This is a genomic window from Paenibacillus beijingensis (assembly GCF_000961095.1).
GTDB lineage: Bacteria > Bacillota > Bacilli > Paenibacillales > Paenibacillaceae > Paenibacillus_O > Paenibacillus_O beijingensis.
In genome coordinates, this window is the sequence record NZ_CP011058.1 from 483,607 (window position 1) to 509,881 (window position 26,275).

The following is a 26,275-nucleotide window of genomic DNA, read 5'->3' on the forward strand; positions in this document are numbered from 1 at the left end:
TCAAAATGATCGTTCGTTCACGCGCAAGCCAGCGCTGCCCGATCTGCAGCTAAAGCCTATCGGACAAGCGTTTCTCCCTATGCAACCGTTTCTTTGTCAAAGCGGGCAAGGGCAAAAAGGGAAATATCGTGCCCGGTCTTCCCTTTCTCGGCCAGATCGGCCAATATTTCGCCGACCGCGCTTGCAAATTTGAAACCGTGTCCCGAAAAACCTCCCGCCAGCAGCACCCCTGGATGCTCCGGATGCCGGTCGATAATGAAACTCTCGTCCGGCGTCAATTCATACTTGCATACCGCTCCGCGCAGCAGTTTGCCTGCCGCCTGCGGCATATACGCTTCCAGCGTACTGCGCAAATCGCCTTCGTCGGACGAATAGCTGCCGAACGGCTCCAGCGGCTCGCCCGGCCGCCATTCGTTGCCGCCGTCGTGGCGGCCGATTTTGACGCCGGCGCCGCCGATGCTCGGAAACCCGTAATAGCCGCCTCCAGGACCGCCGAACGTAAAACCGGGGAACCGCTGCTCAGCGAACAGCTCCTCCTTCGCTTCAAACCAGCCGACCGCCTTGCGCACCGCGCGGATCGGCAGCTTCACAAACGGCTCCAGCGCCCAGAACCAGGCTCCGGCGCTTACGATAACCCGATCCGCATGAAATACTCCGCTTCGGGTATGAACGCTTGCGCTGCCGCCAGCCTCAACAGCAATCCGCTCCACGGGCGTGTACGGCAGCAGCTCCGCGCCCGCCGCCAATGCGAGCCGCCGGTAAGCGGCGACGCATTTCTCGCTGTATAAATAGCCGGCTGTCGGTTCGTACATCGCTTCATAATGATCCGGAAGATTAATGCCTGGCCAGCGTTTACGGACTTCGACAGCATCCAGCATTTCAACCGGTATTCCGAAACCAGCGGCTTCCTTTGCCCGAGTCCGGTACGAATATTGCTCCGGGTCGGCCATATTAAGAACTCCCCGCGCCTCGAGCAGTTGCTCACCGGACTCCCCCTCCAGCTCATCCCACAGCCGGTGCGCACGGAGCGCCAGCGAAATGTAAGCCGGGCCTCCGGAATAAGCGTGCCGGATCAGGCGGGGCTCCCCGTGGTGGCTGCCTTCGGTATGCGGTGGATCGAACGCGTCGAGCAACAGCGTCTTTAAGCCGCGCTTCGCCAAATAATATCCCGCGCTCATGCCCATCGATCCCGCTCCGACGATAATGACATCGTAGGTACGAATAAGATCACCTCCAGTTTTTGCGAAGCAAAAACACTTCGTAAGCTTCTACTCCAGTTTTTGCGAAGCAAAAACGCTTCGTAAGCTTCTACTCCAGTTTTTGCGAAGCAAAAACGCTTCGTAAGCGGATGCTCCTGTTTTGCCAAGACGAGACCGCTGTCGCTGCTTTAATCAGCGATCTTGCTTTCATATATTTGAAGCACAAACGCTTCGCATCCCTTGTCTCCCTTTCCTTACTCGCCACGCTCGCGCGAAAGCTTTGCAAGCACTTGCTCGGCGAGAGCGGCAAAGAAATTCGCCGCTACCGGCAGCGCGCGTTCATCGACGTCAAACGCCGCATGGTGCCACTCGCGGCTGCTTTCCGTGCCGACAAAAACGAACAATCCCGGAACTTCCCGCTGGTAAAAGGCGAAGTCCTCACCGGCAGGCGACGGCACCGGCACGACGGCCTCGTAACCCAGGCTGCGCGCCGTCTCCGCCCCCACCTCCGCCAAACCGGCGTCGTTGATGACCGGCGGGGGGCCTTGAATCCAGCGGAGCGAAGCGGTTGTGCCGTAAGCGGCCGCAACGCCGTCGACGACCTGCTTGAACCGCTCCAGCACCGTTGTCCGGACGGATTCATCAAAGGTGCGCACCGTCCCTTCCAGGATCGCCTTGTCGGGAATGACGTTCCAGGCTGTGCCGCTGTGCAGCTTCGTCACGCTGATCACCGCGCTTTGCAGCGGACCGACGCTGCGGCTGACAACAGCCTGCAGCGCCGTCACGATATGCGCCGCCGTCACAATCGGATCCAGGCCCGCCTCCGGCACCGCCGCATGCGAACCGATGCCGTCAACCTCCACGACAAATCCGTCCGCGGCCGCCATCAGCGGCCCTTCCTTGATGCCGATCGTTCCGACCGGAAGCTCTGGCTTGTTGTGCATCCCAAGCACGGCGCTAACCCCGTCGAGCGCACCGATGCGGATCAGCTCCTGCGCGCCTTTCGCTTTCTCCTCGGCCGGCTGAAACAGAAGCCGGACGGTTCCGTTCCATTCCGCCTGCCGCCGCTTGAGCAGATACGCCGCTCCGATAATGGCTGCGGTATGAAAATCATGCCCGCATGCGTGCATATTTCCGGGAACTTTGGAAGCGAACGGAAGCCCCGTCTCTTCTTCGACCGGCAGCGCATCAATGTCCGCCCTCAGGGCGACGACGGGCCCTTCGCCGGCGCCGCGTATTTCCGCGATCAGCCCGGTGCGCAGCGGATAATCCAATATCCGGATATCCGCTTCCTCCAGCCATGTCCGGATCGAGGCGGTCGTCTTGATTTCCTCGTTGGACAGCTCCGGATATTGATGCAGATGACGGCGGATGGCAACAAGCTTTTGCTCCAACAAGCTTCCTTCGGTCTCGTTAATTTCAGTGTAATGCGCCATGCATCGTTTCCTCCTTGTTCCGCTATCATGCTGCCCGGCATTGCAGCAGCCTTCTCGGCGGGAACCGTTTTTCCTCATTTTGCCCGTTGCAGGCTCAATCGGCAAGCGTCGATTGCGCATTGCCCCTCTTTTTCACCCGCTCCTAGACGTCCGCCGGCACGCCCGCAAAAGCCTCCTTCAGCAGCTCGAACGACCGAATCCGCTTTTCAAACGATTTGACCGACGTCGTAACGATAAATTCCGACACGCCGAATTTGGCCTGCAGCTGCAGCAGCTTCTTCCTTACCGTTTCTTTGGAGCCTTTCGTAATTTCCGGCTCCTTTACCTCGAGCGTGTATGCTTCGCTCGACTGCCGGCCGAATTCCTCGGCATGCTCCAGCGAGCCGACGGTGAGCGTTTTTCCGCTCGCCAGATGGATTTTAACCAGCTTATGGTCGCCGGCCAGCTGGGCCGCTTCCTCATCGGTGTCCGCCACGATGACGGACAGTGCCAGGATCGGGCGCGGAACGGCGCCATTTGCGCCGTTGAATTTGCTGCGGTACACGTCGAACGCCTGCAAAGCGGCGGTTTCATCGCTGTTAATGAATTGCGAGAATACATAAGGAAGTCCCTGCCCGGCGGCGATTTCGGCGCTGCCTGAGCTTGTTCCGAGCACGTAAATATCGGCGGGACGCAGCGGATTCGGATTTGCCTTCAAGCCCGCAAGCGGATGGTCGTCCGCGAGATTGTTCGTAATGAACTGCCTCAGCTCCGCGATTTTGTCGGACAGCGATGCCGGATCGCCAACGCCCCGCTGCAGCGCCTGTGTGGAACCCGGCAGCCCGCCCGGCGCGCGTCCGATGCCCAGTTCGACTCTGCCCGGTGCGAGCGAGGCGAGCACATTGAAATTTTCCGCCACTTTATAAGGGCTGTAATGCTGCAGCATGACGCCTCCGGAGCCGATCCGGATCCGGCTTGTTTTGGCAAGCAAATAAGAGATGAGCACTTCCGGCGAAGACCCGGCCACCTGCTGCGAATCGTGGTGCTCCGACACCCAGAAGCGGTGATACCCTAGCTGCTCCGCCTTTTGAACAAGCGCGACCGTATGGCTGAACGCTTCCTCGGCCGTTTCGCCATCGTAAACCGGCGTTTGATCCAAAATACTGAATTGAATCCCCATCCTCATACCCTCCCTGCGTTTAAACTAAAGTAAAATTTATAATTCATATATGTTTTATCGGAATTAGATGACAACAATTTACCATTGCCTTTCACGTTCGTCAACGGTTCCGTTTATAGACATTTTCTATTGATGAATATAAAAATCCGATCGTTTCGAAAAGGAGCCGCCAAGCACTGGGGGGAGGCCGTTAATTAGCAAGCGTTTTGCCGATTTTGAGCAAGGAATCGATAAACAGCGGATTTTCGCCCTGCATCGCGATCAGGTTGGTTTGCAGGCTGACGCCCGATACTTCGGAGATCTCGATCGGATGCAGCCGCCCTTCCCGGACTTCATGCCGAACGACCAGCTCCGGCAAAAAACAGATGCCCGCCCGCCGCAGCACAAGCTTCTTGGCCGTCTCGGAGTTGTCGACCTGATACTGGATGTCGGGCGGATGGTCGAGATTTTCGAAGGCGCGGTGAACCCGCATCCAGTCCAATGAACCGCATTCGAAAAATACCAGCGGCTGGCGAGACACCTCCTCGATCGTCACGTCTTCACTATCATTGAACGGATGGTCTTCGTAAACATAAAGCCGGATCGGGTCTTCATAAAATTTATACGATTGAATCGTCGGATGGACGACTTTGCGCACGAAGCCGATATCGATTTCGCTGTTGTGGAGCTTTTCCACCAGGCAGTCGGTCGTACCGGTAATGAGCTTGATATTGATTTGCGGGTATTCCCGCCTGAACGCCGGCAAAATTTCGGGAATGAGATAGTTGGATACCGATACCGTCGCTCCAATCCGGAGCTCGTGCGGTACGCTGGTCCGGTTCTGAATATGCAGCTTGCCTTTCTGGAACGTATGCATGATCTGCTGTGCATAGGGGAGAAACTGCTTCCCTTTTTCGGTTAAATGGATCTGCTTTCCGAGTCTGTCGAACAGCCTGCAGTCCAGTTCGCGCTCCAAAGTCTGAATGCGAGCCGTAACGGAAGGCTGAGACAAAAACAGTATTTCCGCAGCCTTGTTAAAGCTTCCGTAATGGTTGACATAAACAAAAGCTTCGATATTTTCGATGTTCACCCGGCTGCCCTCCTATAAATTTAATTATTCCTATACACAAACTATGTATTTAAGTAGTTGTATTTTATTCCAGCCTCTTTAATGGTGTCAACCAGCCTGACTGATGTTAAGCCTTTTGACCCCTGAAACTTTCTATCGGCCGATAGATAAAATGTATATCCTATTTGTTTACTTGTAGTTTAAAATAGACTATGATCAAATGCAGGAACGATTTGGAAAGGTGTGAGTTCGATGGGAATGGATGCGGGTCTGGTCGTTCGGGATGCACTGCCCCAGGAAGGCGAAACGGTTGCCGCCATTTTGCTGGAGGCCTACGGGCAATATGAATCGGAGCTGCCTGCCGACAGATGGATGCTCTATCAGGAAGCAATCCGGGCATCTGTACATAGCGAAGCGCCTCTTGCCAAAATCGTCGCCGTGCTGGATGGCGAAATTGCGGGCAGCGTCCAGCTTTTCCGAACCTCCCACGAGGCATACGGGCTGGATGAGCTGGACATTCAGGCTCCGTTCATCCGCTACCTGGCCGTACCGCCCCGCTTCCGGGGACACGGAATCGCGACGGCGCTAATCGCCGACGCAGCCCGGCGAACCGCCGGCCAAGGCGCCACCTGGCTGCATCTGCATACGTCGGATATGATGCGGTCTGCCGTCACGCTGTATGAGCGGCTCGGCTTCGAACGCGCAACCAATACCGATTTTCATAGCGGAGAGACGCTCGTGAAGGGGTATAAGCTGGACTTGAGCAAAAGCGGCATTTTTGTTCGCTAAGACCGCGTACAAAACTCGATGTTTGCCGACTCTTCGGTCTTCGCAAACGTACCAAACAGGTCGTTGTATTGGTTAATGATTTCCACTGCGCTAAGATTTCCTTGGCTCCACGTACTGTGTGCGTCTTTTGCAACAATAACTTCGTACCCTAAAGTACATGCACGACGGCAAGTTGCGTTTACACATAAATCAGTCTGGATGCCCGTCAGAACAAGTTTTTTTATCCCTTTGCCGGCCAATTCGTGTTGAAGATTCGTTTCATGGAACGAGTCCGGGGTGTACTTTTGAATGATGGTATCCTCGACATGAGGCGCGATCATAGGGTGGATATTCCATGCAGGGCTGTTTGATTCGAGAGGTTCTCCCACGTCTTCATTGTGTTGAACATAAATGATCGGAACCGCACAGGCTCGCGCCTTCGCGATGAGACCTCTAATCCGCTCCAGGAGTACCTCACCTGCATATACCGGGTCCGTTTCCGGGAACATGCCTACCTGAACATCAATAACCAGCAAAGCCGTATCAGCGTTCATTTTCGATCCCTCATCCCGTGATCAATAATTTGCACAACGATCAAGACTTTTCGTAGTTTGTTCTTATACTATACATCGAACATTTGTTCTTTTTCAAGACCATATTGTGTAATCATTTTTCACCTCAATCTGGATGTAGTGGAGATAATTCCATATCCATTTTATCCGCAATTAGAGTGTAAAACTCTGGAAACCTAGGATCTGTGGTGCTTGGTATTTCTTCAAATGTCCTAACACATAACCCCACTGTCCCAACTGCAGTTATAATCTCACCGACTGTCCAACTTCGCACTAAAACCTTCCCCAATTCAGAGCGCTCTTCCTCGGGAAGTTTAAACATTCCGTTTGTTTTCCTTCACTCCATTGATAAAACTTCTTAGGTCTTTTCCAGCTGTTAAAGGCTCATCCTCAAAATGTGGTATAACATGCAGGTGAGAATGGAATAAATGTTGTCCAGCCGCCTTATTCGTATTCCAAACCAGATTGTATCCTTGAAGTTGATGTAACTCGTCAAGAGGCATTTGGAAGAAGATACAATGTTCATTATTTATATTTGCTTTTGTTGTTTCTCTATGTCTTGATTACAAAATACACAGTTTTCATTATAAGACAAGTGAATCCCCTTAGTGGTGAGATAATTATATTGCCCCTCGAATAATTCCTAAATAATAGAACCCGTATCCGTTTATAACGTATCACTAATGAGAATGCAACCATTTCAATGTGAGGTGTCGTGAATTGGCAATAGAGATATCTAAATTGAATACATCAAAAGGGAAGTTGCAATATAATATTAGCGGGAACGGTAAACCGAATATCATATTCATTAACGGAGGTTCTGGACCTATTGAAGGTTGGATGAATATACTGCCCGAAATTTCGGAATCATCATCCGTATTTTCCTATAATCGTTTTGGTGTTTCGGGTAGTGATAAGCCGCAAGAACCCAAAGATGGACTAACGATTGTCGAAACGTTACGGGAGGCATTAAAAATCGTAGGATTTGAACCTCCATTCTTGCTGGTTGGACATTCATTAGGAGGATTATATGCAAATTTATATGCCCGGCGTTACCCAAACGAAGTGGCTGGCATTGTCTTTTTAGAATCCAGCCATCCGAAAGATATTCGCCTTGATCAATATCAAGGTAAAGTAGTAAAAACAATTAACAAGTTGTTCTCGATCTTTGATTTCTTGTCTCCCCATAAAAAATTCAATGAAGTTCATTTTGTTGAAAAAACGGTGGAACAAATCCATGCAATCGATCGTTTTCCCGACATACCTATATATGTAATTACTGGTGGGAAAAAAAATCGTATGATGCCGGAGGAAGTTCGTAAAAAACGACTAGAGCATCAGTTGGAACTACTATCATTGTCCAGACAAAGCAAACATATTCCTGCTGAAAAAAGTGGACATTTTCCTCAATTTTCTGAGCCAAGGGTCGTCATTGATGCGATCAAAGATTGTGTCGAACAAATCAAACAAACCACATAATAGCAAATTTCTCCCGCCACGCTATTCTCACAGTTAGGTAAAGGCTGCCGCTCGATCAATCCAGCGGCAGCCTGGTGCTGTAGTCTATTCAGCGAACAAACCCCTGCGAATCAAGTTAGCCGTAATCGGCTGCTTTCCAATTTCTCGCGACCATATAGACAATTGGCCGACGTGGTGGATCTCTTGGGCGAGAATATGTCGCATAAGGCGCTCATGTTCCGGAGCCGGAGGCTATTCGTTCATTCAATGGCCAGCAGCTCGCGGATATCCTGCTCGGTGAGGGCAGACAGTGCCTCCTCGCCGGGCTGGATCACTTCCGCAATCAAGGACTTTTTCTTCTGCTGCAGCTCGTACATCTTCTCCTCTACGGTGCCTTGGGCGATAAGGCGGATTACCTGCACGACCTTCTTCTGTCCGATGCGATGTGCTCGGTCTTCGGCCTGCTGCTCCACAGCGGGATTCCACCAGAGGTCATACAGCACAACGGTGTCCGCGCCCGTCAAGTTCAACCCGGTACCGCCGGCCTTCAACGAGATTAGGAACAGATCATGCTCTCCCTCGTTGAAACGAGCGCAAAGCTCGACCCGCTCGGAAGCTGGCGTGCCACCGTCCAGGTAAAAGAACGGCATGCCCCGATATCCAAGTTCCCGACCGATTAGTCCAAGCATCTCCTTAAACTGCGAGAATATGAGCAATCGCCTGCCAGCTCTGCGGCAATCTTCTATTGTCTCCAGCAGCTGTTCGAGTTTGGCCGAGCTGCCCGCATAGTCTTCGATGAACAAGGCGGGGTGACAACAAAGCTGGCGCAGCCGCGTCAGTCCGGCCAGTATCCGAATCCGGTTCTTTTGGAAGTCTTTCTCGTCCAGATGCTTTAACGTTTCCTGCCGAAGCTTGGCGAGATAAGCCGCATACAGCTTCTTCTGCTCCGGCAGCAGCTCGGACGCCTGAAGTGACTCAATCTTCTCCGGAAGCTCCTGCAGTACGTCGCTCTTCAGCCTTCGCAGCAGAAACGGGCGGGCTCGCCTCGCGATCGTCTCTCGTGACAGCTCCCCGAACGCCTTCCGGTTCGGATATAATCCGGGAAATACCGCATCGAAGATTGACCATAACTCCTCCAGTGAATTCTCAATCGGCGTTCCGGTAAGAGCGAACCGGAACTCGGCACGAAGCGCCTTCACCGCCTGTGCGGTCTGGGTGGCATCGTTTTTGAACGCCTGCGCCTCGTCCAAAATCAGCGTATGAAACGAAAACTCGGCGTAACGCACGATATCCCGGCGCAGCAACGGGTAGGAGACGATCACGGCGTCGGCGTTCTCCGCTTCCTTCAGAATCGCGTTCCGCTCGGATTTGACGCCGTCGGCGATGACCGCCCGGATGTCCGGCGCGAATTTGCGCAGCTCGTTGCGCCAATTGTACATGAGCGAGGCGGGCGAAACGATCAGGGCCGGCTGTTTGCGGGCTCTGATCTCCGGCAGCACGGAGACGAGGAAGGCGATGCTCTGCACCGTCTTACCTAGCCCCATATCGTCGGCCAGAATGCCGCCGAACCGGTAATGGGCCAGCGTCTTCAGCCACTGGTAGCCAAATTGCTGGTAATCTCGCAGCACGGGCGTGAGCGTCTTCGGTACGGGAAAATCGAGATGATCCGGGTTGCGCAGATTTTCCAGCAGACGCCGGACCATCTTGCCCAGCCGGACGACGCCCCCTCTGTCGCGATCGCGGGCATCCAGCAGATGCAGCCCGCGCGCGACAGGAAGACGGAATTGCGAACCAACTTCGCCCTTGGGCAGGCCGACCTCGTTCAGGAAGCGGATCATTTCCTGGAATTCCGCCGTTTCCAGCGGAAGCAGCGCACCGTCCTGCAGCCGGTGATATTTTCGTTTCTCGGCCAGCGACTTTATGACGTCGCGAATTTCCGATTCGGGAATGCCGTCCATCTGGAAACGAAATTCCAGCCAATTGGTGCGCTCATCGAGGTCTACCGAGATGTTCGGCGGAGGATTGCCGGTGTACAGCCTCTCTTTGACGGCGGACGTGGCATAGATCTTGGCCATCTTCTCCAGCTGCGGCACGATATGATGCAGAAATTCGTACTCGCTTTCCTCGTCCTGCATAAAGTAGCCGCTCTCAGTTCTGGCGAAGGCGACCGCCTCCATCAGCTCCAGAATGCGCGATTCCTTTTCCCCTTCGCGGATGAGAATGCGGCTTTCCCCTCGTCGCGAGCCTTCGTCCTCAAGCGGATTGATGACGATATCGCCGTACTGGAACTCCAATCCGACCAAAAGCCGTTCGCGGACGCGGTCCAGATAGATGCGGGCCATCAGCGGAGACTGCACGATCCGGTCCGAGACGGGCCGCGTGATACGAACGTCGCCCAGCTTCATCAGGCCGGGGACGACCCGTTCCATGAAAGGCTCCATCTGTCGCGCCGGAATCCGGATCCGTTCGGCCTCGTTACTTTTCATAATCTTCTGCAGTTCTGCAAGCCGTTTGCATTCAACCGGTTTCAGCTTGACGAGGCGGCCTTCCGACAGCGCCATTCCGTACGCTTCCAGAATGAGGATGTCCTTCAGACCGCGGACGGCGAGCTGGAAGCCTTCGTCCTCAGACTGATCGAATTCAAACTGCAGCGGAAGCGGTTCGTCCGTAAAACGAACTCCTTCATGGATCCGCTCGCCGAACTGCAGCTTGACGAGCGGTGCCTCGACAAGCTTGGGAGCGATCGCTTCCCAGGCATAAGGAGGAATCGGCAGCGTCCGTGTATCGCCGATTTCTCCCGTATATAGAGCGCCCGCTGCTTCGCGCTGCAGCTTCTCGTTGCGGCGAACCTCGATGAGCCGAGCGAGAATCGCATCGGCGGCGCCGGCAAAGCAATGCCGAGCCGGATCGTACGTAAAATGCCGGGAGAAGGCATGCTCTTCCCCGCGTTCGAACCGGCTGAGAAACTCCCGGATGTCTGGCACGACATACCGCCTGCCGGGTCCTACCTTAAGTTCGATCCCGAGCAAATTCCTGCGGGGGCCGAGCAAGTATGGCATAACAAGGAATTCCGCCTCCAGCTGCATTCGGGATTCAAACAGGGCTCGAGTGCCGCTGAAGGGACGCGGTTGGTACCTGAACAAGTTCAGCACACGGCCCGCCAGCCGCATTTCTTCCGTATTTACGGAAGCGTTGCCGTTCGGCGCTTTCAATGCCAATAGTTCGTCAGGCGTCTCCTCGAATCGTTGCACGACCATAATCTGCTGCAGCGCGGCGGCGACGTGCTTGCAATATTTATCGAACGAGAAGTGGACGGAACATGCGCATTCCGCCGCGATATTCCCGTCCGGACGAATCTCGACCGTGACCCGGTAGCTGCCGTTGTCCTTCACGGCCGCTTCGTAAACCGACCGCTCGGCTCCTGTCTCGCCAAGTGTTAACGCTACTTTACCGGCACGACGATATGCCTCGCCCTTCCGATAGGAGCTCTGGCCGCATAACGATTGAATGATACGTTCGGTAATTTGAAAGCTCATGGCTCGTTCTTCAATACACTCCCTCTATTACAAAATGAGTCATTTGAATCTCCTCTCACCATGACTTGGCATTAACTTGGAAAATAACCCTATATCGATCATATAGAATATACGTTCGCTTGTAAAGACGATGTGTTGAACCCAAAAAATGCAGCCGCCGCAGAGGAAACTCTGCAGCAACTGCATACTTTGTTGAGCAATCCTCTTTTTACATTGCTCTTTACGGACTAAGACTGACGCTCCGCTATTGGATAACGTTCACCGGTTTATTTTCCAAATACCCCGCGATATTTTGAATCGCGATATTCAGTAATCTTGCCCGCGCTTCTTTGGTTGCCCAAGCGATATGAGGCGTAATGATACAATTGCTCGCGGTCAATAAAGGGTTATCCGATTGTGGAGGCTCCGTTGAGAGCACATCGACACCCGCTCCGGCAATATGGCCGTTATTTAAGGCGTCTGCAAGGTCCTGCTCGACGACAAGACCGCCTCTGGCGGTATTGATCAGGAAAGCGGAACGTTTCATCCGCTCCAAGTTACCGCTGTTTATGAGCCCTTGCGTTTCCGCGGTCTGCGGGCAGTGCAAGCTGATTGCATCGCTTTGCTCAAACAGTTCAGACATACCGGTCAATTTGATATACTCATACCCGGGCGAAACTTTGTTCGACCTTGTGGCGGCTATAACGTTCATCCCGAATGCTCTCGCGATCGCGGCAACCTGTTTGCCGGTTTGACCGAACCCGATGATCCCCAGCGTCTTTCCTTGCAATTCAATTAGCGGAGACTTCGTATAACAGAAATCAATGCACTGCGTCCATTCCCCTTGTCTTACTGAATCGCTGTGAAGCTGAACTTGATTGCAGAGCTCAAGCAGCAAAGCGAATACCAACTGCGCCACCGACCCGGTTGAGTATCCAGGCACATTGGTTACGGTAATGCCCAATTCTTTGGCCGCCTTGAAATCCACAATGTTATAGCCGGTAGCCAGAACGCCAATATATTTCAGCGCTGGAAGCTTGGACAACGTTTTCGCCGTCAATGGGGTTTTGTTCGTAAGCACGATTTGCGCTTCTTGAGCGCGCTCTATGATCTGTTCTTCACGAGTACGGTCAAAGATGCTCACTTTGCCAAGCGTTTCAAGGTCTTTCCAGCTTAAATCTCCGGGATTCAATGTAAATCCGTCAAGCACAACAATGTTCATTGATCCTCATCCTTTTTTGAATTCAAAATGTCATCAAGCATTAGCGCCACGATTTTGGCAGCCTTGAACAGATCGATCAATTAGAAATAAACGGATATTTGCGGATGAACCGAGAATCTGCAATTTGTTTTACAATAAATGCCGAAATATCGGCGCTCCGCATCTTCATCCCCGGCATATCCAGCTCGTTCACTTTTACTTCGTTTATTGCCGGTCCTTCGATCACGAAAGGGAGTCTTAACAACGTCCAATCGACATGGCTATTCTGAAGTATGTTTAGCTCTTTGCGTTTGTCTTCCATCATAGCCGGATAGAGCAGACGAAAGATTGCAGCTCCGATCCGGTTTCCGGTCGATTTGCGGTCTCCGGGTGCGTTCAGCGAAGCTCCTGTAATTCCAATATACCGCCGAATTCCTGCCTCTTTCATTAACGATATGATGAGCCGAGTCAGCTCGCTGTAAATCGGAAATTTTTCTCTGTTAGGTTGGCCGAAGGCATTAATGACCACATCGCAATCCTGAAGTGCTGCGGAAACAGCCTTCGAATCTTGAGCATCTCCTTTTACAACCTCCAATCGTTCATCTGATATCGTTACACGATCCGGATTCCGGGCGAGCATGCGAACAGAGTATCCTTCTGCCAACGCTTGCTTTACGATATAGCGCCCTACCTTGCCAGTTCCTCCAATGATGGCAATTTTATTTCTACCATTCTCCATTGATTTCGCCCCACAAATCTAAACATACTGGAATTCTCTTTATTTTATCGCTTTATCTGAACATATGAATTACTTTATCATAAATTACTGTTTTCCACTATTCTCCATAGTGAGTATCACCCGGATGTTAATCGGGCTAATGTTCTTGTTATCCGTCCGCAAAGCAGCAGCAAGGGCCGCAGCTGACGCATCATCGATAAGCGCAGCTGCGGCCCTTGCGGGGTTGCCGAATATGAAAAAATTAAAGCCTGCTACCGTTTGCGCCGGCCGGAAATTGCCGTAATGAGAGCCGCAGCACCGAGGATAAGCGCAGCGATGGACAGATAGAGCGGCACTTTGCTCCCCGAAGCTTCGCCAGCGCCGGCAGCAGCAGAGCCGGATTCTGCAGCCGCATTCCCGCCTGCTGCAGCTGTTCCGGTCTGCGCGCTTTCATCCGCAGCCGCGGTTCCGGACTGCGCGCCGCTACCGGCTGTGCCGCCGTGTCCGTCTCCCGCTCCCGTTCCTGCCGTCACGGCCGTTACCGATGCCGGGTAATCGGAATCCTTCGCTCCGACCCAATCTACAGTACTATTGTCGCTGTATGTCTGGTAAGCTTTCCAGCCAAGCTCGGTCACATTGTCCGCTACTTTGCCCGTCAGCCTGAATTCGGTAAACTCCGTACTCGCCAGTCCTTTGCCTGCGGCAACCGTCCACGTGACCGACACGATTTTGCCGTCCGCTCCTTTTTCGAGCTCGGCCGTCCACTCCGGTTTCGGCTCTGTCCGCGATACGTTCACGCCATCAGGCACCCTTACTTTCACTTTCGTTGTCTGTACCCCGTCCTTCTCGCTCGGCACACGAACCGAGAATACTTCATATGCGCCCTGCGTCGTTTGTTTCGGCTGCACCGTCACATGCGCGCTGGCAATGCCCGCAAAGCAAACGAGCGAAAGCGCCAGCAGCAGCGCGACAATCGAATTTTTTTTGGAAAGCGTCATTTAAGTTGACCGTCCCTTTCATGATGGATTCTTTTTTATCAAGTATAGAGCTTGATTTTGAAATCCGGTATGACTCGAAAGGGCTACGGCCTCATGACAAGTTTGTGACGAGGCTATAGCCCCATATATCCCTGCTCATACGCGTAACGGGTCAGCTGGACACGGTTGTCGAGATGAAGCTTTTGCAAAATATTTTTCAGATGGTTTTTCACCGTATGTTCGGAAATGTTCAGCATCTGCGCGATTTCACGGTTTGATTCGCCAAGCGCGACACGCTCCAAAATTTCTTTCTCGCGCTCGGTCAGCACATTTCCCCTTACCTGCGTTTCCGCGCCTTTTCCTTCCGCAGTTTCCGCAGGTCGCCTCTCTTTGCCAGGGTTGATACTCCCGACATATCCGCCGCCTTCCCCTCCAGTATTGCTGCGGCTTCCCGCCTTAAATTCACTGAGAATCGCCGCCGCAATGTCCTGCGTCATCGGCGCCTCATCCAGAGCAACCGCGCGCAAATAGTCGATCCACGCCGACGGCGACAAGTTTTTGAGCAAATAACCTTGCGCTCCCCGTTTAATCGCCTCGAACAGATGCGTGATATCGTCGGACACCGTAACCATGACGATACGGACCGAAGGCATCTCCGCTTTAACGAGCTCCGTCGCCTTCAAGCCGCCCATACCCGGCATATGAATATCCATCAGGATGACATCGGGGGCAAGCTCCAGCGCCATGCGGATCGCTTCCTCGCCGCTCGCCGCCTCACCCGTAATTTGAAAGGACGGGTCGTCCGCTATCAGCTCGCGCATCCCTTCACGGCCGTGCGGATGGTCGTCGACGATCAGCACATGCACGGCAGAAGGCTTTTTCGACGTGATGTCTTCACCTTTGCCGCCTTGAGCCCGGGAATCTTCTTCGTTCATTTGGACTCCGCCTCCTTCCGTAGGGTTTGCCCGTCCTCTCTGGCAAGCCTGCATATTTTAACTTCCGTGCCGCCAGGAGCAACGGTCAAGCGGCTAGCCGTCAGCGTCCACCCCATGCTGCGGGCGCGGTCGGTCATCATGCGGATGCCGAAGCAGCCGCTGCGTTGTCCGGAGCCGTCTGGCATGCCGGCGCCGTCGTCGGCAACACGGCAGCTAAATCCACCGCCTTCCGCAGGTTCGCATCCGATTACGGCCCGCTCCGCTCCGCTGTGCTTGCGCACGTTCATGACCGCCTCCCGCATAATGGCGAGCAGATCAACCTTTTCCTTGGGCGAGAGCGAACTCTCCGGCAGCCGCCAGTCGATCTCGGCCTGTATTCCGCCCTCTTCCAGCTCATCGGCAAGCGCGCGCAGCGACTGCATCCACGAAACATCCGCCGGAGCGGGTACGGCCCGCAGGCCGGCAATGGATTGACGCACGTCATCGTAAATATGACGTACCGTTTGGCGCATTTGCGCCGTCTGGTTCCGGATGCGTTCCGCGTCGCCCATCCGCTCTAAACGGTCCAGCTTCACCGACAGCAAAAACAACGACTGCGAAATGCCGTCATGCAGCTCCCGCGCCAGTTGTTCCCGTTCCTCCAAAGCGGCTTTCACCGCCTGCTCCCGCCGCAGCTGCTTCTGCGTCTCTTCAAACATGGAGAACAGCTTCCGCAGCAGCGTTACGGAAACGAAAAAAACGATGAGCGGCGTCAGCAAGTTGCCGAGCGTCATGGACAGATAAGGCAGCAGCAGCGTATGCCGGACATACTCCCATAAACCGACGGCCGCGGTCGGCGTCCATAATATGAGCCTTTTGATCGTGATATCCGTCATAAAAAAGCGGCCCCCTAACTAATAGTTGCGGAACGGCACGTCCTTCACCCGTTCGTCGTCGTTGCCGTCAAGTACCCGTACCTGAGCCGTCCAATGGCCGGCAAACGGCACATACGGGCCGTCCGCCCTGTAGGCGGTCTTCACAAACCCGTCGAAGGAACTGATTTCATCGTCGGTATACGGCCGAAGCGGAACGGTTATCGCCCCCAGCTCCGGATTATCGTCCGAACGGAGCAGCAGCTTGACCGACTTCGGCTCCCCCATCTGCTGCGGCAGCCAAACTTTCACGATAAATTCGTTATCGCCGGGAACGTTTGGCGAAATGCGCATCGACAAGTGCATCTGCTCGCCCATTTCGTGATATGCGACAGGCTCATTGGCCGGCAGCGGACTTAAGTAGGTAAAGAGGCCGACGATGATCAGGATTAACCCCATCAGCAGCCCGTCGGCTTGCAGCAGAAGTCCGGACGGGAAGCCTTTCCGCTTCATCCGCAGCCGCAGCAGCGCGCCGGTTATGATCACAAGCACGACGAGCGCCGCCTTCGCGAGCAGCAGACTTCCCCAAGTCGTGTACAGCAAATATTCAAGCCCCGGCATATAGAGCAGCGTCATGCCGATCCCGCTTAGCGTAAGAATAGCGATGCTGATCCAGGCGGCAGCGGAAAAGCGGGCCGCGAAGCGTCCCGCTTCCTTGCGGTCCGTAAACCAAAGCGCCAGCAGCAGCGACAGTCCTCCTGCCCACAATGCCCCGCCGGCAAGATGGACATAATCCAGCGCCAGCGTCGCCCATTTGGGCGTCAAAGCGGCGGCATGGCCGCTCCACGCTTCCTGCGCCAGCAGCAGCAGCGCCCACAGCATCCGGACGGCTCCTCCCGCCCGCAGCAGCAAAAATCCGAGCAGCGAAAGCAGCAGCAGCGCATCCCAGGACAAGCCTACCGACGTGGAGACAAACAGCTTCAGCCATCCTTTTTGCCCCTCCATCAGCTCTTTGGCATGAACAAACACATACAGCAACGAAACAAGCAGCAGCGCCCGCAGGGCGATAACGGCCCATTTTCTTATATGCGCATTCAAGGCTTCGTGCAGCGGGCCTCTGATGAGCGCGCTCCACAGCATGACGCCTGCCGCAAACAGCAGCGCCGCATAATAAAGACAGCGGATCACATAGAGCTGCATGCGGCCGGCGCTGAGCTCCGTTCCATCGCCGCCGTGTCCGGAATGGCCAAGCTCCTTGTGCGGATCAAAGGCCGACGCATCTTTGGCTGCCGGCGGATTGCCGACGACAAATACATAGGAGCCCGATATGGGATGGCCGTCCTCTGAAATGATCCGGTAGGAGACGGTGTAGACGTCATCGTCCAGCTTCGGCAGTTTTAACGTAAGCGAGCGGCCGTTATCGCCCGCTTGCGCTTCGTTCCCGGTTACCTTGTTCAAGCCGCTGCCCAGCACCTGCAGCGAGCCGACGGACGCTTCGATGCCTTCGCTGAAGTGAAGCGTCACTTCCTCCGGCCCCTTTGCAAGCATGGCGCCCGGCTCCGGCGCCGAGCCGGTCAAGGCAGCGTGCGCCAGCGCAGTCCCCGGACGAGTCCACATGCCGCAAACGGCAATGAGCACAATAAGCAAAAAAACGCCCAACGGGCGGAATAAAGCCTGACTGCGGTTAATAGGTCCGTAATCGTTATCCATCGTCAATGAAGCTTCACGTCCTTTCAGGTCGTCCGCTTCAAGTTTACTAAATGACGGGGGCAAAAACCATCTTCGAATTGGTGAACGATACATACTTTGCCGGCCATTCGTCCACGCTAACAATAAGAAAGGAGGCGGACAGATGAAGTCTACTAACGATGCCTACAAATTCGCGGAGCTTGACGGGATGGAGGACGCCGTCGAGGAGATCCGCAAGCTGGAACAGCAGCTGTCCCGGCAGCACGGTTCACCCGTCACCCTCATCGCTTACGAGAACAGAAGCGGCGATGACCGATAACGAGAATAACTTTGAAACGAAACAGCCTCCCTGTTCCGCGCTTGCGTTCAACACAAGCACCGGAACAGGGAGGCTTTTCATCATCTGCGCATATCCGAGATTAACGTTAATTCATGAGGCAATCCGGTTCCGCTTATCTTACACCGAACTTCTAGACCCAGCCTCTCCATTTCATCGCCTCCGCCGATTTCTTTAAACCGACGATGTAAGCGGCCAATCTCATATCGACGTTTTTACCCAGCGACGTTTGGTAAATATTATGGAAGGCCGAAACCAAAATCTTTTCCAGCTTAACCTTTACTTCTTCTTCCGTCCAATAGTAGCCCTGGTTGTTCTGCACCCATTCGAAATAAGAAACGACGACGCCACCTGCGCTTGCCAGCACATCGGGCACGATTAATACGCCTCTTTCCGTCAGCATTTCCGTCGCTTTCATTGTCGTCGGCCCGTTGGCGGCTTCGATCACGATTTTCGCCTTGATTTGGGCGGCGTTTGCTTCGGTAATCTGGTTTTCGATCGCAGCGGGCACTAACATATCACACGGCTGAATTAACAGCTCTTCATTCGTCAGCCGGTCTTCGAACAAGTTCGTCACGATGCCGAACGAGTCCCGTCTATCCAATAACGAATCGATATCAAGCCCGTTCTCGTCGTACAGAGCGCCGCAGGCGTCGGAGATACCGACCACTTTCGCACCGGCGTCATAAAGGAACTTCGCCAGAAAGCTGCCCGCATTGCCGAATCCTTGAATGATGATCCGGGAGCCTTCGATCGGGATTCCGACTACTTTGGCCGCTTCATTCATCACGATCGTCACGCCGAGAGCCGTCGATGATTCCCTTCCCTGCGAACCGCCCAGCACAAGCGGCTTGCCGGTGATAAATCCGGGGGAGTCGAATTCGCGAATGCGGCTGTACTCATCCATCATCCATGCCATCACCTGCGAATTCGTATAAACGTCCGGCGCCGGAATGTCTTTCGTCGGCCCGACCAATTGGCTGATGGCGCGCACATAACCGCGGCTTAACCGTTCCAGCTCGCCCGCAGACATCGACCGCGGATCGCACTTGATTCCGCCTTTTCCGCCGCCGTACGGCAGATCGGTAATGCCGCATTTCATGCTCATCCACATCGAAAGGGCTTTAACTTCCTCTTCCGTCACGTCGGGATGGAACCGCACGCCGCCCTTCGTCGGTCCGGCTGCATCGTTATGCTGCGCCCGGTAGCCGGTAAACACCTGCACCGAGCCGTTGTCCATTTTGACGGGAATGCGGACGGTCAGCAGACGGAGGGGCTCCTTCAACAATTCATAAAACGCTTCATCGTAACCCATTTTGTGCAATGCGGTGCGAATGATGTGCTGCGTTCTGGCGAATACGTCTTCCTTTTCATGAACGCTTTGCTCCACGACAAGTCGGCTCATCTCGATTCTCCTCGACCTTTTAAATGTATTTGCGGTTAAGCGGCTTTGTTCACCGATTCCACATATTGTTTGGATTTGCCGGTATCAAATTGACCTTCCGATTTGGAAATGACAACGCTCGCGAGGCTGTTGCCGAGCACGTTGACTACGGTCCGCCCCATATCCATAATGCGGTCGATTCCGGCGATGAAAGCAAGTCCTTCCGGCGGAATGCCGACCGAGCCAAGCGTCGCCAGCAGCACGACGAAGGAGACGCCCGGTACTCCCGCGATCCCTTTGGAGGTCACCATCAGCACGAGCAGCAGCGTCACCTGTTCCGCCAGCGACAAGTCGATGCCGTACATTTGCGCAATGAACAGCGCCGCAAGCGCCTGATAAAGCGTGGATCCGTCCAGATTAAAGGAATAGCCGGTCGGGATGACGAAGGAAGTAATCGCCTTCGGACAGCCGAATTTCTCCATTTTTTCCATCACTTTTGGCAGCACGGCTTCCGAGCTCGCGGTCGAAAAAGCAAGAATAAGTTCATCTTTCAACACTTTCATGATGGCAAAAATGCTCGTCCCGGACCATTTCGCAATTACGCCGAGAACAATAAAGACAAAGAGCAGCATCGCCAAGTAAACGGCGACGACAAGCTTGCCGAGAGGAATGAGAGAAGCGGCCCCGAATTTCGATACCGTTACCCCGATCAGCGCAAATACGCCAAACGGCGCAAATTTCATGATCTGGTTCGTAACCCAGAACATGGCGTCCGCAACTCCGTGAAAAAACTGCAGCACCGGCTTTCCTTTTTCGCCGACAGCGGCGATGCCTAAACCGAACATGACGGAGAAAAAGATAACCGCCAGCATATCCCCGTTTGCAAAAGCGCTAACGACATTTGTCGGCACAATGTTCACAATCGTATCGGCAAAACCGTGATTCGACACTTCTTCGGCCGTATCCACATATTTATGGACATCGGTCTTCGCCAAATGGCTCATATCGACACCTTTGCCCGGCTGCATCACATTGGCGGCAAGCAGCCCGACGACGATGGCGATCAGCGTCACGATTTCAAAATAAAGCAGCGTTTTGCCACCGAGCTTCCCGAGCCGTTTCATGTCGCCCGTGCCCGCGATGCCGACAATAAGCGAAGAAACGACGATCGGAACGACGATCATTTTGATCATGCGGATAAACAGATCGCCAATCGGCGTCAAATAAGTTGCCACCGCAGCATTTCCGTAAAACAGAACCCCGACACCGATGCCGAGAATAAGCCCGACCAATATTTGCAAAGCCAAACCAAATTTTTTCATATTCAATCACCCCACCAAATTTTAACAATGTCCGGTAACTATGCTCTCATTCTAGCGGGGGAACTATCGGAAACTACAAAAATAGACATGACGGATTAAAAATAAATGTGAACTATTGTGACATTTGATTGAAGGGGCGTAATAGAAAAGCAGATCGAAAGGAAAAAGAAAAAACTTGGCCGCAGCGGCCAAGCGTTTAAATGAGCTTATAAGTTTTGCCCATGCTGTCCATCGCCTTCACGACCTGCTTAAAGCGTTCCACAGACATGGTGCAATTTTTGGAATGCCGGGACGGATTCAATTCGAAATACGCCTTGTTCAGCTTGTTGTCCAGCAGCTCTACCTTTTCCGGGTTAATAAAAATGTTGCGGTCGGCTTCGATTAACGTAATAAAGCCGCTTCCCGAAATGGCATTGCCCCAAAACTTCAACGTTCCGGGAAGATATCCGTCCTTTATGCCGGTATGTACAAGCACGCATCCGCTTGCACGCAAATACTCCAGGTAGAGTATCGTTTCGTAGGGGATTAACGTCAAGCTTGTCCCCTTAATGTCAACCGAAACGGACAGATAGGACTGATCCATAATCCGATCACATCCTTACTTCAGCAGCTCTTCCGGCGTATCGCCCTGGTACACATACCAGACACTCGCAGTCGATACAACTACGGTAGCGATTAATGCCAGAAGCGTAGCGAATTTGTACACGGCTTTTTTCACTTGACATCCCTCCTTTCTCTCAAAGGAAATCTTACAAGAGTAAGGCATTGAACTAAAAAAGTTACGGCCAAAATGGGAGAACCAAAAACGAAGTTTGCTGCTACTACCAGTGTAGATGATATTTTTAAAATTGGGAAGTATTTCTTTTTAATTCTCGTTTGCTTTTCAATTCGCGAGGGGGAGAAGATTAACGCTAGCAATATATTCATAATATTGATAATAAATACCGTCTTATCGTTCAGAAATGATGAAAAGGAAATAATTGTTATACCAATTGTCGAAACGGCGACACATGCGATTCCTGACTTTAAATGTACGCCGCCCGATATTTGTCTTAAAAATGCAAATGCAATTAATATTGTTGCAACTTCTGTTGTTTTGTCGAAAAATAATGAAATCAGCAATGAAAAAGTAATGATAAAGATGCCGTTCAGCAGGATCGCAAGCGAGAACCGAAGCACGTCGACGGACGCCGGATGATTCGGGACAATCGCTTTAATGTTGACCGCCAGTTTTTCAGCCATCACATTTATCATTGATCGCTCTTCTCCTTTCGTATCGAGTAATATAAAAAGAAAGCCATCGCAGCCGTCAATACGAGAAAATCAAGAAACACTTCCTTCTCATACAGCATCAGTCCGAATGCGATCAAGACAACCGGGATGCTGACGTAAATAATCGCCTGTTCCCACTTCAGCCGCTTGTCGTCGAAATCAAACGAAAATCCGAGGCCTCTTGAATAGAGAAACCTGGACAGCAGGTAGGCGATGAGCGCGGTGACGGCTTGCAGAATGTATCCTCTGATGTGGTTGTGCTGTACTTCACTGATCGACAGCCAGCCGAATGAAAGCCCGACGATGGCCACCTGAAGCAGCACATAACCGATATACCCGACCACGGACACGAAAAACGACCATTGAATCGGAACGCGCAGGATGACGGTCAATAACAGTGAAATCAAAAATACGTTGACGATCGGAACAAAGTTGGATAAAGACAGCTCCTCCCGCAGCAAAAAGCTCTGCAGATCCATAATTAATACGGTGAACATGATCTGCCAGAAGCATTCGGATAAGCGGAACCGGTAAATACAGAGCACCACTGAAATTAACGCGATGCCTTCAAGTGTTGAAAAAAGCGTAAACAGCAGAAATTCCGAAATCATACTTAACTTTCCTCACCCTCGTTTGTTTTGGTTTCGATGTTCGGGCCAATAGTCCGTAAGGACGGGCGGACAGTCGCGGTCGCTCTCCCACAAATAAACCCAGCCGGATAGCCCTGCCTGAAAAGCATCGTTCGTCCACACCCGAATGTAGTCGTTGCTTTCTTCAATTCCGCAGTAATCCTCCAGCGCATCCATCGCCGCAAGACCTTCGAAGCCGACTTCAAGCCAGCATCCGCGTACGACAGCCTGCCGCCGGGCGGATGCCTCATCGCGCACGAGGGCCGGATATTGTTGCCCGGTCACTTCTACCAGACGTCCCGGTACCGATCCGGGAACAATCGACCGGATATACGGCTCCGCAATGCCGTGGTTATACTGCCCGGGCAGCAGCGAACCGTAAACAAATACCCGCAAGGTGACAATCCTCCCTGAGCCTGTCCATATCTAAGTAGTTCTAATTGAGCAGCAGAACAGTACTTACTGATTATATTGTAACGAATTCCGGGTTGTCCGCAACTGAAAAACCGCAATTTTTCGCGCACTCCGGTTCCGCACGCGGCTCTCTCTCATAAACGGGACGGCGATGGCCGCTTCCGCTTGTTATAATAGAGACGGACACCCTCTAAGTCCAAAACTTTTTGCAATCCGGAATCGTTCACTTGTGCAGGAGGACATGAACTTATGCTTAAGGTCCAACATCTAGGAAAACAATATGATAACGGCTGGGCGCTCCAGCCGCTCGATTTGGAATTGAAGCGCGGACTGCACGGGCTGCTTGGTCCTAACGGCGCCGGCAAGTCGACGCTGATGCGGCTGCTCGCCGGACTTTTGCCCGCCACGAGCGGGGACGCATACTTGAACGGCAGTTCGGTGCGCGACTTTCGCCGCACGAGCCGCGCGATCGGGTACCTGCCGCAAATTGTGCGCGTGCACCCGCAGCTGACGGCGCGCCAGTGGCTGACGCACGCGGCCGCGCTGCACGGCGTGAAAGGAAAAACGGCGCGCGCCGAGACGGTTCAGCGCATTCTGGAGGAAGTTAATCTGGCGGAAGAAGCCGACTGGCCCTCCCGCGCTTATTCATTCGGGATGATCAAGCGCCTGTGCATCGCCCAAGCTCTTCTTAGCGGATCGGAGCTGCTCATCGTCGATGAGCCTACGGCGGGGCTCGATCCGGAAGAGCGGCTTAGGCTGCGCAGCTTGCTTGCCGATGCCGCAGCGACGCGCATCGTGCTGCTGTCTACCCATGTGCTCGGCGACATTCAAGCCAGCTGCAAAAATGTATTGGTGCTGGCGGGCGGACGGCTGCTTTACCACGGGGAGCTAGCGGGCCTGACCCGCTTCGCGCAGGATCGGACATGGACATGGGAGGCGTCGGAAAGCGAATGGCGGCGCATGCCGCTGCGCGGCCTGCTGTCGGCGCGCAGCACGCCGGATGGCATCGTTTGCCGCGCGCTCGCCGACAAGCGGCCGACGCCGTTTGCCGAGCCCGCCTTCCCGACGGTCGAGGAAGGTTATCTTGCTTTGATCAGCTCCGGAGGCCGGATGTTATGATCGTGAGGTTTCTGCACCAGACATCCATGGAATTGCTGCTGCTGCTGAAGCTGCGCTGGCCGCTGCTGCTGCCCGCGGCAGCGGGCGTTTGGATGCTCATTCATACGCAAAGCCCGACCGCCACCGCTTCCCAGGACGTTAACCTGTACGCTTTTTCCGAGCACTCCAACATCTTGGTCATTTCCACCGTCGTCCCGGTGCTGCTTGGGGTTCTAATGCTGCGGCGGGATTTGCTGCATCCTTCCTATGAATGGATGCTGAGGCTGCCGGTCAGCGGCGCGGGATGGATCGCCGCCAAATGGACGGCGGGCTTTCTGTACATGAGCCTGTTTACGCTGGCGGTTCATCTCGGCTATGCGGTCTCTGCCCTGCGCATGCATTTGCCCTTGTCTTCGCTGTTGCACGAAGCCGTCCGGTTCTCGCTCATTTACGAACAATCGTACGGGATTTCGCTCGCGCTCGGCATGTTTCTCGGGGTGCTGCTGCCGCTGCGTTTTGCGCTTCCGGTCGCGTTTTGCGGGTGGATGTTCGGATCGATCTTCCTGCAGCTGTATGTCGTGCGGACGTTCAGGCTGACAGAGCTGAAGGCTTTCTATCTGCATCCGCTGATCGATTCACAGCTGCTCGAAAATGAAATCTGGTCTCCGGTGTTAACGCTGCCGGATCAAGCGGACATCGCGCTGTTCAACGCCGCGTTCGGGCTGTTCCTGCTCTGCGCCTCCTGGGCGCTGCTGGGCAAATACCGGCCTTCGCTGCACAGGGGGAGGACATCTGTAATCGCGCTCGCCGCATTGGCGCTGTCGGGGGCCGCTTTCATTCCGTACGCGAATCTGGTTCAGAGCAGGACGAATCACCAGTTAGAGCTCGCCGCGGTCAGTCCGGGCGAAGAGGAGTTGGAGCCGAACCATTCTTATTCGTTCCGGCTCTACTCGATTCGAATCGAGGCAGCAAGGCTGCCGGACAATTCCTTGCAGGCGCGCGCAGTGCTCACCGTGCCGACCGAGAGCGGCCAGCTGCTGCCGGCAGATCCCGGACGGACGCACGTAAGGGCGCATGTTGACGGATATGCCACCTTTCTGCTCTATCCAACCCTCACGGTCGATTCCTTGCAAGTAAACGGAATGGAGGCCCAGTGGCAGCGCGACGGGGACAAGCTTTCCATACCGCTTCAACAGCTGGATGCCGGTTCGGATAAGCAAACCGTTATCGTTACGTATCATGGCCCCATTGACGAATGGACACGGGGATACAACAATGAAAGCTATCTCACTTTCATCCGCCAAGGCGGCGCCTATTTGCCCGCCAATATCGGCTGGTACCCGCTTCCGGGCGGGGACAGTCTGCTGTATAAGCCGGGCGGAGAAGCTTCGATTGTTAGTGAGCGGCAAGATATGAACCGGTTCACGTCAGCCGATTTTGATGTGACGCTGACCGGCTTTCAAAGCAAAATGTTCGCGACGCTGCCGTCGGCTGCGGACGACAAGCCGGTCAAACGGCATTTTTCGGCAGCGGGGGTCAGCGGAGTATCGCTTTATGGCGGAGCGTTTGAGCGGGTAACCGTTCCCGGCGAACCGGTGTCGATCGTGACGACTCCGGGCAACCGGGAGGAAAGCCGGCGTTTCTTGGAAAGGCTGCATGAAAGACGGCAGTATTTTGAAGGGATGACCGGAGAGCGATTAAGTTCGCTGAGACAAATCATTTATTTTCCGATGAATTTGGTCGAATCGCCCGGCATTAACCGGCAGCAGTATACGATTGGAGACACGTTTATCGTTCCGGAAAGCCAGCACGGCAATTTGGATTTCTATTTGCTCGACACGGTGACGAATATGCTGCTGTTCGGCGATGCCGGCAAAGCGATCAACGCTCCCGCTCCTGCGCAACATGCGCCCGATCCTTCGCTCGTATCGGAAATACGATGGGCATTCGGTTTCATGTATAACGAATATTTGCAGAGCAGTGCCATTGACAATGTGCCCGTTTTATCCGATCCTTCTCTTAACGACAACGCCGATTCTTACCGGGAGGCGATCCGGCAGATGATCGACGCCGCAGTCATGCGCGGGGACGGCCCGAAGGTGTGGAAGGTGCTGAATCGCTTCCGCACGCAGGGGCTGAGGCTCCCGGTCCCTATCAATGCCGCAGGAATGAGAGAAACGCCCGCATACGATTTTCCGGTCATTACTCCCGAAGAGTGGCTGCGCGAGTGGCACCGCTATATGCCTGAGGACGGAATGCCCCGGATCGGATCCGATCCGAACTGATTGACGGG

At 53.9% G+C, this 26,275-nt stretch carries 25 protein-coding genes and 1 pseudogene; 5 read left to right on the top strand and 21 right to left on the bottom strand.

Going from position 1 to position 26,275, the window contains the following annotated elements:
• Positions 1-77: 77 nt before the first annotated feature.
• The 4 genes from solA to VN24_RS02225 all read right to left on the bottom strand — a co-directional run bounded on the left by solA (position 78) and on the right by VN24_RS02225 (position 4,863).
• Complete coding sequence (gene solA, locus VN24_RS02210; RefSeq protein WP_274520438.1) at positions 78-1,223, bottom strand: N-methyl-L-tryptophan oxidase; 1,146 nt, start codon at positions 1,221-1,223, stop codon at positions 78-80.
• Positions 1,224-1,453: 230 nt separating this feature from the next.
• The gene (locus VN24_RS02215; RefSeq protein WP_045669094.1) at positions 1,454-2,635 is read right to left on the bottom strand and encodes an amidohydrolase; all 1,182 of its coding nucleotides are present in this window, start codon (positions 2,633-2,635) and stop codon (positions 1,454-1,456) included.
• A 142-nt stretch (positions 2,636-2,777) separates the two neighbouring features.
• Positions 2,778-3,794: an LLM class flavin-dependent oxidoreductase gene (locus VN24_RS02220; protein WP_045669095.1), complete on the bottom strand. Its 1,017-nt coding sequence runs from the start codon at positions 3,792-3,794 to the stop codon at positions 2,778-2,780.
• A gap of 190 nt (positions 3,795-3,984) precedes the next feature.
• On the bottom strand, positions 3,985-4,863 hold the full coding sequence (locus tag VN24_RS02225) for a LysR family transcriptional regulator (RefSeq protein WP_045669096.1): 879 nt from the start codon (positions 4,861-4,863) through the stop codon (positions 3,985-3,987).
• Positions 4,864-5,094: 231 nt separating this feature from the next.
• On the opposite strand from VN24_RS02225, the gene VN24_RS02230 reads away from it, so the two are divergent.
• Positions 5,095-5,631 (top strand): GNAT family N-acetyltransferase, encoded by a 537-nt coding sequence (locus tag VN24_RS02230; RefSeq protein ID WP_045669097.1) that lies wholly within the window; start codon positions 5,095-5,097, stop codon positions 5,629-5,631.
• Here VN24_RS02230 and VN24_RS02235 read toward each other — a convergent pair.
• Together VN24_RS02235 and VN24_RS28540 are read right to left on the bottom strand one after the other, a co-directional pair.
• Entirely contained in the window at positions 5,628-6,164 is a 537-nt protein-coding gene (locus tag VN24_RS02235) for a cysteine hydrolase family protein (protein WP_045669098.1), read from the bottom strand. The two genes, VN24_RS02230 and VN24_RS02235, sit on opposite strands and share 4 nt — an antisense overlap.
• Before the next feature lie 332 nt (positions 6,165-6,496).
• Positions 6,497-6,685 carry an HIT family protein gene (locus tag VN24_RS28540; RefSeq protein WP_338012217.1) on the bottom strand — a complete coding sequence of 63 codons (189 nt, stop codon included), beginning with the start codon at positions 6,683-6,685 and terminating at the stop codon, positions 6,497-6,499.
• Positions 6,686-6,902: 217 nt separating this feature from the next.
• Between VN24_RS28540 and VN24_RS02245 the strand changes: the two genes are divergently transcribed.
• On the top strand, positions 6,903-7,661 hold the full coding sequence (locus VN24_RS02245) for an alpha/beta fold hydrolase (RefSeq protein ID WP_045669100.1): 759 nt from the start codon (positions 6,903-6,905) through the stop codon (positions 7,659-7,661).
• An 84-nt stretch (positions 7,662-7,745) separates the two neighbouring features.
• On the opposite strand, the pseudogene VN24_RS26735 reads toward VN24_RS02245, so the two are convergent.
• The 8 genes and pseudogenes from VN24_RS26735 to VN24_RS02280 form a co-directional block, all read right to left on the bottom strand.
• Positions 7,746-7,868 (bottom strand): annotated as a pseudogene (locus tag VN24_RS26735) (DinB family protein); the annotation flags it as partial.
• Between the two features lie 32 nt (positions 7,869-7,900).
• Positions 7,901-11,176: a DEAD/DEAH box helicase gene (locus VN24_RS02250; RefSeq protein ID WP_045669101.1), complete on the bottom strand. Its 3,276-nt coding sequence runs from the start codon at positions 11,174-11,176 to the stop codon at positions 7,901-7,903.
• Positions 11,177-11,420: 244 nt separating this feature from the next.
• Complete coding sequence (locus VN24_RS02255; RefSeq protein ID WP_045669102.1) at positions 11,421-12,377, bottom strand: D-2-hydroxyacid dehydrogenase; 957 nt, start codon at positions 12,375-12,377, stop codon at positions 11,421-11,423.
• Positions 12,378-12,453: 76 nt separating this feature from the next.
• Positions 12,454-13,095, bottom strand: a complete 642-nt coding sequence (locus VN24_RS02260; RefSeq protein ID WP_045669103.1) for an NAD(P)-dependent oxidoreductase — start codon at positions 13,093-13,095, stop codon at positions 12,454-12,456.
• Positions 13,096-13,346: 251 nt separating this feature from the next.
• A complete protein-coding gene (locus VN24_RS02265) occupies positions 13,347-14,072 on the bottom strand; it encodes a YcnI family protein (RefSeq protein ID WP_045669104.1) in 726 nt (241 codons plus the stop codon).
• A 113-nt stretch (positions 14,073-14,185) separates the two neighbouring features.
• Entirely contained in the window at positions 14,186-14,872 is a 687-nt protein-coding gene (locus tag VN24_RS02270; protein ID WP_238590903.1) for a LuxR C-terminal-related transcriptional regulator, read from the bottom strand.
• Between the two features lie 110 nt (positions 14,873-14,982).
• Positions 14,983-15,861 carry a sensor histidine kinase gene (locus VN24_RS02275; protein WP_045669105.1) on the bottom strand — a complete coding sequence of 293 codons (879 nt, stop codon included), beginning with the start codon at positions 15,859-15,861 and terminating at the stop codon, positions 14,983-14,985.
• 18 nt (positions 15,862-15,879) lie between these two features.
• Positions 15,880-17,547, bottom strand: a complete 1,668-nt coding sequence (locus VN24_RS02280) for a copper resistance CopC/CopD family protein (protein ID WP_052703167.1) — start codon at positions 17,545-17,547, stop codon at positions 15,880-15,882.
• Positions 17,548-17,689: 142 nt separating this feature from the next.
• Between VN24_RS02280 and VN24_RS27790 the strand changes: the two genes are divergently transcribed.
• Positions 17,690-17,845: a hypothetical protein gene (locus VN24_RS27790; protein WP_169751040.1), complete on the top strand. Its 156-nt coding sequence runs from the start codon at positions 17,690-17,692 to the stop codon at positions 17,843-17,845.
• Between the two features lie 151 nt (positions 17,846-17,996).
• Here VN24_RS27790 and VN24_RS02285 read toward each other — a convergent pair whose 3' ends face one another.
• From VN24_RS02285 to VN24_RS02310, 7 genes are all read right to left on the bottom strand, one after another.
• On the bottom strand, positions 17,997-19,268 hold the full coding sequence (locus VN24_RS02285) for a Glu/Leu/Phe/Val family dehydrogenase (RefSeq protein WP_045669106.1): 1,272 nt from the start codon (positions 19,266-19,268) through the stop codon (positions 17,997-17,999).
• A 35-nt stretch (positions 19,269-19,303) separates the two neighbouring features.
• A complete protein-coding gene (locus VN24_RS02290) occupies positions 19,304-20,569 on the bottom strand; it encodes a cation:dicarboxylate symporter family transporter (RefSeq protein WP_045669107.1) in 1,266 nt (421 codons plus the stop codon).
• Positions 20,570-20,765: 196 nt separating this feature from the next.
• A complete protein-coding gene (locus VN24_RS02295; protein WP_045669108.1) occupies positions 20,766-21,152 on the bottom strand; it encodes a hypothetical protein in 387 nt (128 codons plus the stop codon).
• Positions 21,153-21,167: 15 nt separating this feature from the next.
• The gene (locus VN24_RS26740) at positions 21,168-21,287 is read right to left on the bottom strand and encodes a cyclic lactone autoinducer peptide (RefSeq protein WP_238590803.1); all 120 of its coding nucleotides are present in this window, start codon (positions 21,285-21,287) and stop codon (positions 21,168-21,170) included.
• Entirely contained in the window at positions 21,284-21,823 is a 540-nt protein-coding gene (locus VN24_RS02300) for an accessory gene regulator ArgB-like protein (RefSeq protein ID WP_045669109.1), read from the bottom strand. Before VN24_RS02300 ends, VN24_RS26740 begins: the two co-directional genes overlap by 4 nt.
• Complete coding sequence (locus VN24_RS02305) at positions 21,820-22,452, bottom strand: hypothetical protein (protein ID WP_045669110.1); 633 nt, start codon at positions 22,450-22,452, stop codon at positions 21,820-21,822. Before VN24_RS02305 ends, VN24_RS02300 begins: the two co-directional genes overlap by 4 nt.
• A 12-nt stretch (positions 22,453-22,464) precedes the next feature.
• Entirely contained in the window at positions 22,465-22,866 is a 402-nt protein-coding gene (locus tag VN24_RS02310; RefSeq protein ID WP_158453634.1) for a gamma-glutamylcyclotransferase family protein, read from the bottom strand.
• Between the two features lie 267 nt (positions 22,867-23,133).
• Between VN24_RS02310 and VN24_RS02315 the strand changes: the two genes are divergently transcribed.
• The gene (locus VN24_RS02315) at positions 23,134-24,003 is read left to right on the top strand and encodes an ATP-binding cassette domain-containing protein (RefSeq protein ID WP_045669112.1); all 870 of its coding nucleotides are present in this window, start codon (positions 23,134-23,136) and stop codon (positions 24,001-24,003) included.
• Positions 24,000-26,267 (top strand): hypothetical protein, encoded by a 2,268-nt coding sequence (locus VN24_RS02320; protein WP_045669113.1) that lies wholly within the window; start codon positions 24,000-24,002, stop codon positions 26,265-26,267. Before VN24_RS02315 ends, VN24_RS02320 begins: the two co-directional genes overlap by 4 nt.
• Positions 26,268-26,275: the final 8 nt, after the last annotated feature.